General features: G+C 30.8%; 5 protein-coding genes and 1 tRNA gene. 5 read left to right on the top strand and 1 reads right to left on the bottom strand.

From position 1 onward, the window contains the following. Positions 1 to 10 precede the first annotated feature (10 nt). A tRNA-Asp gene (locus U9R42_11415) sits at positions 11 to 85 on the bottom strand. A 191-nt stretch (positions 86 to 276) separates the two neighbouring features. Between U9R42_11415 and U9R42_11410 the strand changes: the two genes are divergently transcribed. From U9R42_11410 to U9R42_11390, 5 genes are all read left to right on the top strand, one after another. Further along, positions 277 to 1,704 (top strand): hypothetical protein, encoded by a 1,428-nt coding sequence (locus U9R42_11410; GenBank protein MEA3496632.1) that lies wholly within the window; start codon positions 277 to 279, stop codon positions 1,702 to 1,704. A gap of 309 nt (positions 1,705 to 2,013) precedes the next feature. Beyond that, positions 2,014 to 5,091 carry a PKD domain-containing protein gene (locus tag U9R42_11405; GenBank protein MEA3496631.1) on the top strand — a complete coding sequence of 1,026 codons (3,078 nt, stop codon included), beginning with the start codon at positions 2,014 to 2,016 and terminating at the stop codon, positions 5,089 to 5,091. Positions 5,092 to 5,143: 52 nt separating this feature from the next. After that, positions 5,144 to 6,562 carry a PorP/SprF family type IX secretion system membrane protein gene (locus U9R42_11400; GenBank protein MEA3496630.1) on the top strand — a complete coding sequence of 473 codons (1,419 nt, stop codon included), beginning with the start codon at positions 5,144 to 5,146 and terminating at the stop codon, positions 6,560 to 6,562. Between the two features lie 12 nt (positions 6,563 to 6,574). Next, complete coding sequence (locus U9R42_11395) at positions 6,575 to 7,075, top strand: T9SS type A sorting domain-containing protein (GenBank protein ID MEA3496629.1); 501 nt, start codon at positions 6,575 to 6,577, stop codon at positions 7,073 to 7,075. A 23-nt stretch (positions 7,076 to 7,098) separates the two neighbouring features. After that, positions 7,099 to 9,530: hypothetical protein (locus U9R42_11390; GenBank protein ID MEA3496628.1), on the top strand; the 2,432-nt coding region annotated here is incomplete at its 3' end.

Genomic DNA, 9,530 nt, shown 5'->3' with positions numbered 1-9,530 from the left:
ACATACTATGCGGTCTGGACGAGACTCGAACTCGCGACCTCCTGCGTGACAGGCAGGCATTCTAACCAAACTGAACTACCAGACCAATGATTTATTAAGAACTACTTCTTGCATTAAATTGTACAAGTGATTTTTAAATTGAGTGCAAAAGTAAATTATTTAATTTAAGTAACCAAAGAAAAAATTAAAAATATTTTGTCGTCAAAAGAAATATATTTTTGCAATAGAATTAATATTGTATTAGTTTTGTAAACGATTGAATAATAAAAAAATTAGATGTATTTTGAGAAAGAACTAAATAATATTTTTAAACTTGCATTTCCTGATGCAAAAAATGTATTTGTTTTAAACCCGCAAAATCAAGTTATAAAAAATTTTAAAGAATCCGGGTTTAAGTACATTACATCAAGAAATGAGATTGAAAGATTGGCAAAACAAGAGCAAAAATATTTTATTATTAATATATCAGGAGCAAAAACATTTAACTTCCCTTTGAATTTTGAAAAAATTGAGGGAATTATTTCATTTAATAAATCAGTTGAAAAAACTGTTAATTATTTTCATAACCAATTGTTTTTCATGAGAACCGAAGCGGGGAAAATAAAATGGTTACTTTCGGAAAAGTACAGATCAACAGATTTTCTTTTAGACCTTGAAAGTTTAGAAACTGTTATTGATATTGGTAACGTCTTAAATGTAATGCCAGCAACATTAAGCTACATAAAAGTTAAGTTGGGATTTTTGAAAAGTGCAACTAACGGAGCAATTCACATTTACTCAAAAAATAAAAATCTATTTGAAGGAGTTGCAGATAATGATTACACATCCTTCTCTGTTAATTTTGGTGAGGACATTAAAAATGGAATTTTAACACTAAAATTAAAATCAAAAAAATATAGATTCATCATTTTAAAAAGGGCTTTGAGCATCAATTCCAATAAATTACTAAAAAAGGAATTTGAACTTATCGAAGAACTAAAAAGTAAAAAATTAAAGCATCTTTATTTCCCCGAAAAAGAACAAATAGATAATAAGATTGTATTAAAGGTTGATAAAAACATAAGTAAATCCAGCTACCATACTTTATCCACCAAATACAACAACGCTTTTTATAGCTCAATAATTGAATGTTATGAGCATTATATGAGTAAAATATCAGTAAAGGAATTTCTAAAAAAAGAAAAAACCTTAACAATAATCGGACTTATAAAACTTAAAATTGCTAAGAAAAAATATCCTGCAGGCTTAGGTTTTATGAATTTTATTAAAGTAGTAAACGGATTATCAAGCATATTGCAGGAACTGGATTTCTCAATTAAATTAACTACTTCTCTTTCAAATAATTTATTAGTACCTCACAATATTGGTTGCTCTGAGGACAAAATATGTTTCTACAATTGGAATAATGCCAAACGAAAAAAAGTTATTTTGCTTGACATTTTAGACTATATCTTTAAATATCTTGAAAGCTTTGACAAGATTGAATACAGCGATCTTCAAGATGAAATAAATGTTTTACTTGAAAATGAGATAGTTAAACAATTTTTATCAAAAAATAATATTGATTTTTATTTACATCTAAAAATATATCTATTAGACAGATTACCAGCTGAATTGGTGCTTTTATTAAACAAAAAAGCTATACAACCTGAAGCAAATTTTAAAATATATTTTTGGAAAGAGTTATTATCAAAGCTGAGTTAAGGGGGGGCTACGATTTATTATTTTTGTAATTTATTTATTAATGGAATAATTAAACAAGTAATTAATGTAAGTGATTTTTTTATATAAACACCTTTACACTTAGATTTATTTATTAAAAATTTATATTATATTTTATATCCTTTTATAAAAAAAATATTTTATACTATTTAGAAAAAAAATTGTATATTGCAACATTTTAAATTAAGTATATAATTATTGATTTTACTATAAGGCTGTAATTGAAAACTTATTAAAAAGGATTTTTTTGATATTATTTAGTTAAAACATAGAAACTTAAATTAATTTGTAATGAGAAAATTACTATTTACATTTATCCTCGTGAATTTTATTACTCTTGGTTTATTTGCCCAAACAAACTCTGATTTTATTGCTGACACTGTTTGTGTTGGGGATTCATCATTGTTTATGAGTACATCCTCAAGCACAGGAAATATCCTCCACTTTAACTGGGATATTGATAGCAATGGGGTGTTTAATGATGCAAATGGACAGATTGTCAAATGGAAATTTGGTACATATAAAACCTACAAGGTTGGTTTACAGGTAATATCCGATTTGCCTGACACTGCTGTTTTTTATAAAAATGTAGTTTTAAAAGCGAAGCCAAATGCTGAGTTTGAAATAAATTTTGTTTTACAATGTTTAGCTGCAAATGCATATACATACACTAATAAATCAACAATAGCTTCAGGTACAATGTCCTATTTTTGGGATCTTGATGACGGTGTAGTAACATCAACTGCCGTTGATACAGGTAAAACATATTATATTTCAGGAAACAAAAAAATAAATCTTATAGCAACCTCAGATATGGGCTGTGTTGACTCAATAAAAAAAGATATATGGGTACTTGATGATTCCAAAGCTGATTTTAGCATAAATGACAGCATTCAATGTTTAAGTAACGAGAACTTTGTTTTCACTGATAGTTCTACAGCATGTAATTCTATGGTAAGTTTTTCATGGGATTTTAACAATGATGGAATTTTTGGTGATTCTATAAGCAAAAGCCCTGTTTCTGTTAAATTTGGTGTAGCAGGTATTCACTATGTAGGATTTAGAATTGTTACTACAACAGATAGAGATTCAATTTATTACCCTGTAACTGTTTTGCCATCAGGAAACATTGATTTTAGTGTAAACGATTCAATGCAATGCAATGATGCTGATAATTTTGTTTTTACAAATAATTCTACTTTTCCAAGTGGGTCATTAACATACCTATGGGATTTTGGTAATGGAGATACTTCAACAACAAAAAATTCAACAAAGTCATACAACAGTGGTGGCATTTATAATGTGAAGTTAATAGGGACTACTGATAAAGGATGTATGGATTCAGTAATGAAAAATGTTTATGTATTTCATTCTCCTAAAGTTGACTTTGAGGTTAATGATAGTTTTCAGTGTTTTGGAGATACATTTAAATTTGTAAACAAATCAACAATATCTGCACCTTGGAACTTAACATATACTTGGGATTTTGGTGATGGCAGTGCAAGAACTTCTGCTGTTGACACTCAAAAATTATACACAGCAGGTGGAACATATACTGTAAAACTTATTGCTGTTTCCGATAGCTTTTGCTCAGATTCTATAACAAAAAACATGAAGGTTATTTCAGGCTCATTAGCAAAATTTATTATTGATGATTCCACACGATGTTTCGGAAACAATCAATTTGAGTTTACAAATAATTCAACAAATTGTTCTCCTATTGATACCATTTTGTGGGATTTAGATAATGACGGTGTTTTTGATGATACTTCAGGAACAAATTTTAAATATACCTTTACTACAGTAGGTACACATCCTATTGGAATGAAGCTGATTACAACAACGGATACTGATTCCATTTATCAAAATATTTACCTTTACCCAAATCCTGTTGCAGGATTTACTATTAATGATAGCACACAAGCATTAACAGCTAATAATTTTATTTTCACAAACACATCAACTATTTCTACAGGAACTTTGTCATATTTATGGAAATTTGGTGATGGCAAAACAGCAGTGGCAAAAAATACAAACCACTCATATCTAGTTTCAGGAACATTTATAGTTAAGCTCTATGCCACATCAGATAAAGGCTGTGCTGACTCAATTGTTCACAATGCAATAGTTTCTCAACCACTTGCACCAGGCTTTACTTCCACAACTGTTTGTTTTGGAGATTCAACACAATTGACTGATACCTCAAAAAGCGGATTACCAATTTTACAATATAATTGGGACATTAATGGTGATGGAGTATTTGGAGATTTAACAGGAAAAACAGTAAAATATTTATTTACTACTGCTGATACTTTCAAGCTTGCTCTTGAAATTGTAACAGCTTCCTCATCAGATACTGCTTATAATAACGTAGTTGTACTTCCTAATCCTGATGCAGATTTCATTTTTTCAAATGCTTGTCAAGGAGCAATTACTACTTTTAAAGATACATCCTCAATTCAAGGAGGTATAATTTCAAAATATTATTGGGATTTTGACAACGATGGAACTGTTGATGATAGCTCAGGCAAGTATGTAAATAACAAATTTTCACTTGCAGGAACATATAGCACAAAACTATTAGTTGTTGCAAATGGAGGTTGTTATGATACTATTGTAAAATCAATACCAGTGGACTATATGCCAAATGCTGATTTTACCTACGGAAATAATTGTCTTGGTGATTCTGTTGCATTTACAAACATATCATCTATAAATAAGGATTCAATTATAAATTATATATGGAACTATGGTGACGGAACAGATGCAATTATCAGAAGAGATCACAAACATTATTACACAACAGATGGAACTTATAATGTTTCACTTTTAGCCTTATCTGATAAAGGTTGTGCAGATACAACAACTCATACTTTAACAATTTATCCAAATCCTTCATTGAGTTTAAATATTCAAGGTGATACCATTTTCTTTAAAGGAGGAAGTGTTAGCGTTTCTGTTGTAGGATCTTATGATAGTATCTTTTGGTCTAATGGAGAAACAGTTACCGAAATAACTATAACTGAGCACGGCATTTATACAGTGCGAGTGGTTGACAATAATAATTGTGATGATGAAGATAGTGTACAAGTTATTGTAAAAGAAATTCCTGATGTAAAACCCATTGATGTATTTACACCAAATGGAGATGGAGTTAACGATTATTTCATAATCAATGATATTGATGCTTTCGAACCTGTTAATTTAACTATTTACAATAGATGGGGAGATATAGTATATAGTTCACTTGATTATAAAAATGGATGGGATGGAAAATTTGATGGAAAAATTTTACCTGAAGGTACATATTATTACCTTATAAAAACAGGTAAAAAAGTTATTAAAGGAACATTAAATATTATTAAATAAAATTAATCTAAATTACGAATTTGTTTTTTTTGAAAATAAAAAATTTCGATAAATGAAAAAATTCTGCGTTCTTATTACATTAGTATTGCTCTTTGGTAGTACCTTATTAAGTCAGAAATTACCACTGACAAATCAATATTTAATTAATCGATATGTATTATCACCTTCCTATGCCGGAGTTAACGATGGAGTAGCTGTATTTGCAGGCTATCGTGACCAATGGGTTGGATTTAAAGGAGCACCAATTACAAAAATGGTAAATATCAATTCTCTTGTTGGCAAATCCGTTGGTGTTGGAGGAATGATAATTAGTGACCAAGAAGGAATCTTTAACAGATTTTATGGCTCACTTAGTTATGCATACCATTTAAATCTTGCTGATGAACACAATCTAAGTTTTGGATTATCAGGTAAGTTTTTCCAAAATAGCATTGACCTTTCACAGTCCTTTATTCAAGACCTTACAAATGACAAGGTTTTGATGAGCAGACAAACTCAAAATGAAACAGCATTTAACGCAGGTGCTTCAATTTTATATCGTTTTAAAGGATTGAACTTCGGGCTTGTAGCTCCTTTTTTAATTCAAAATAAAAGTGTGTATTACAGCGACAATAATCCTAGCGATTCTTTTAATTACTTAATAAGAAGACATTATTTAGGTCATGCTTCCTATGATTTTGCTATTAATGAAAAATTCCAAATAACACCATACGCAATTATTCGTATGACAGATGCAGCACCGTTAAATTATGAATTTGCACTTCAATTCAAATATCAAAATCAAGTATGGTTAGCAGCATCTTATAGAAAAGAAGGAAGTATAGGAATAAGTGCAGGATTTCTTTTAAATGATCAAGTTTCATTTAATTACACCTATGAAGCTTTTGGTAGCAAATTAACAAGTCAAACACAAGGAACTCATGATATTTCTATTGGTGTTTATCTTGGTCGTGGTATTAAAGAAATGAAAGAAAAACAAAAGAAACTTGTTGAGAATCAAGATAGTATTTCTACACAAACAGAAGACGTTAAAAAACAACTGGAAACACTTGATGAAGATGTTCAGAAAGAAAAGACTAAAACTAAAAATCAAATAAATATCCTACAGCAAAGAATGAATGATGCCGAACTTGAAATGGGTAAAATTAAAACCTATTCTGATGTGGACAAAAGAACAGAGAAAGAAAAAGAAATTGATGAAGAAATGAAGGATATTGAAAGAAAACTTCAGGATATTGGTGGAGAATTCTTTGTTGTTGTAGAAGCTTTTAAAGTTCCTGAAAATGCTAAAAAATCAATTTCATTATGGGCTGATAGAGGTTTGAACGTACAAATGATTTACAATGACGTTAGAGACTTTTATTACATCTATGCAGGAAAACATGCTACCTACAATGAAGCATTACAATTAAAAACAAAACTTAAAGAAAATGGTATATTCGGTTGGATTTACCTTTGGGCAAAAGAATAAATAATATTTTCGATGAAAAAATCATTAATTCTAAATATCTTTATTTTCTTCTGGATTGTAGCAAACGGGCAAAGTTTAGGTCCTACCGTTATTGCTTCAACAGGAGCAGATTTAAGTGCCAATGGAATAAGAATTTCAGCTACTGTGGGTGAAATGGCAGTTCAAACGTTTAGAAATTCAGGAAAAATAATTACTCAGGGATTTCAACAAGGTCCTATAATTTTCCTTGGAGTAAAAAAAGATTATTTTTCTGATGTAAAAGTTAACGTTTATCCTAATCCTGTTTCGGATTATGTAAATGTTGCAATTAACGGAGAATTTGAAAATGCTGAAATTCAAATATTTGATATGCTTGGAAAAATAATTAAGCCACCATTATATTATAATAAAATAAGTGATTGTCAAAATATTCGTATTGACCTCTCAGAAATTAAGAGAGGAGCATATTTGATTAGAGTATTCGATAATAATAAAAAACTATTTTCTGATTTTAAAATATTGAAAGTCAGATAAAACATATTAATAATTTTATAGCCATGAAAACAAAAACTCAAAAACTCCTTGTTTTTAAAGCATTCATAATCTTGTTGATCCTTGGAACAACTATGAATTCATTTTCTCAAAATATTCCAACCGGATTCAACTATCAAGCAGTAGCTCGAGACGATAACGGGCAAGCTTACGTTAATAAAAATTTAATTGTTGAAATCTCAATTCGCAAAGATATTTCTACAGGCACAATTGTTTGGCAAGAAGGACACAGCGTAACAACTAATGAGTTTGGTTTGTTTACCTTAATAATTGGAAAAGGAGTTACTACAGGTTTTGGTACCCTAAATAACTTTTCTGATATTTCTTGGGGTAATACCTCATGCTTTTTACAAGTTAGAATAGATTTTGGAAATGGCTTAGTCGATATGGGAACAATGGAATTTCTTGCAGTTCCTTACGCTGCTGTTGCAAATTCTGTAATAAATTATCCTGACCCTAAAGTATTGAATCCCGATACAATTTTTTCATCCTTTTTAGAAGTTCAAAATATCAAAATTCCAACAGGAGCTTCAAATGGCTACTTAATGGTTTCAGATTCTTTTGGAAATGCAACATGGAAACAAGTAGGTGGTGATGTAACAGGATTAATAACCGATTTAAGTGTCATTAAAATTCAAGGTAATGATGTTACAAGTGCAACACCAACAATTAGTGGTCAGGTTTTAAAATGGAATAATGCTACTTCAAGATGGGAACTTGGAACTGACGATGTAAACCCACCTTATTTACCGGGAACAGGAATTTCATTAAACGGACAAACAATTAATGCAGACAGCAATAATGCTATTTGGAACTCAAATAAATTACAAGGAAATAATATTTCTACAACAGCTCCATCAAATGGAGAAGTTTTGAAATGGAACAACACATCTTTGGAATGGGAAGCTGCAATTGACAGTAATACTAAATATAATGCAGGAACAGGAATTCAATTTACAGGAACTACAATAGCTGTTAAGCATTCAGCAAACGGTGGCTTAAATTTTTCTGCCGCTGGAGAATTGCAGATAAATTCAGGAATAGGTTTAACTTTAAGTGGTAATTTATTAAATGCCATGAACACTACAGCTTACTGGAATGCAAACCAATTAAATGGTACCTCTATTGATAACACATTAGCACCTGCAAATGGAGACATTTTAAAATGGAATACAGCAAATAGCCAATGGGAAGCAACAACTGACGATGTGAACAATTATTCAGGAGGAAATGGAATAGATATTTCGGGAACTACAATTAGTACTGATTTAAGCGGAAACAGTGGATTGCAATTTAACGCAGGACTTTTAGAAATAAATGCAGGAACAGGTTTAGGAATTACAGGAGGAATATTAAATGCAGATAACACAAATGCATTATGGAATGCTAATAAACTTCAAGGTTCTGATGTAACAACTACAAATCCAAACACAACAGGACAAATTTTAAAATGGAATAATACAACTTCCTTATGGGAAATTGGAACAGATAACAGCTCATCTTATACAGAAGGAACAGGAATTACGATTAACGGAAACATAATAAACGCAGACAGCAATACTGCAATTTGGAATGCAAACAAACTTCAGGGTAATGATATACCTATCGGTCAACCATTATCAAAGCAAATTTTAAAATGGAACGGAACTACAAAAAATTGGGAATTCGCTTCCGATTCAGGACAAGTTTATTCAGCAGGAACAGGAATGACACTGAACTCAAATGTTTTTAATGCTGATAGTAACAAAGCAATTTGGAATGCCGATAATTTACAAGGTATTAAAATATCAACAAATTCACCAAATAATGGCGAAGTACTTACTTATAATGGGACAACATGGATACCAGGTGCAGTTACTAATACAGTAATTTCCGAAGGTGATGGTATTGACATTACAGCAGGATCTGTAATTAGTGTTGAACTTTCTGCAAATAGTGGAATGTTTTTTAACGGTACTGCTTTAGAAATAAATGACGGAACAGGATTAACCCTAACAGCAGGAGTTCTTAATGCAAATAATACTACTGCAATGTGGAATGCAGACCAATTACAAGGAAACGACATTTCAACAACAGCTCCTGTAAACGGAGAAGTTTTGAAATGGAATAACGGAACTTCTGAATGGGAACCAGGCTCAGCAGGATCAACTTACACCGGAGGAGATGGTATTGATATTACAGGAACAGTAATTAAAATTGACCCAACTGCAAATAGTGGACTTACTTTTAGTGGAGGACAATTAGAAATAAACACAGGAGTGGGACTTACTTTATCTGGTGGTTTACTAAGTGCTATGAATACTACTGCCTATTGGAATGCAAATCAACTACAAAGCAGAGATATTGATAACACTGCACCTAGTAACGGAGATGTTTTAAAATGGAATAATACTACTTCCAAATGGGAACCTGATACTGACAACGGACAAACCTACAC

Source organism: Bacteroidota bacterium (assembly GCA_034723125.1).
In the GTDB taxonomy this organism is placed as follows: domain Bacteria; phylum Bacteroidota; class Bacteroidia; order CAILMK01; family JAAYUY01; genus JAYEOP01.
This window is presented reverse-complemented; position numbering and strand designations above follow the sequence as displayed.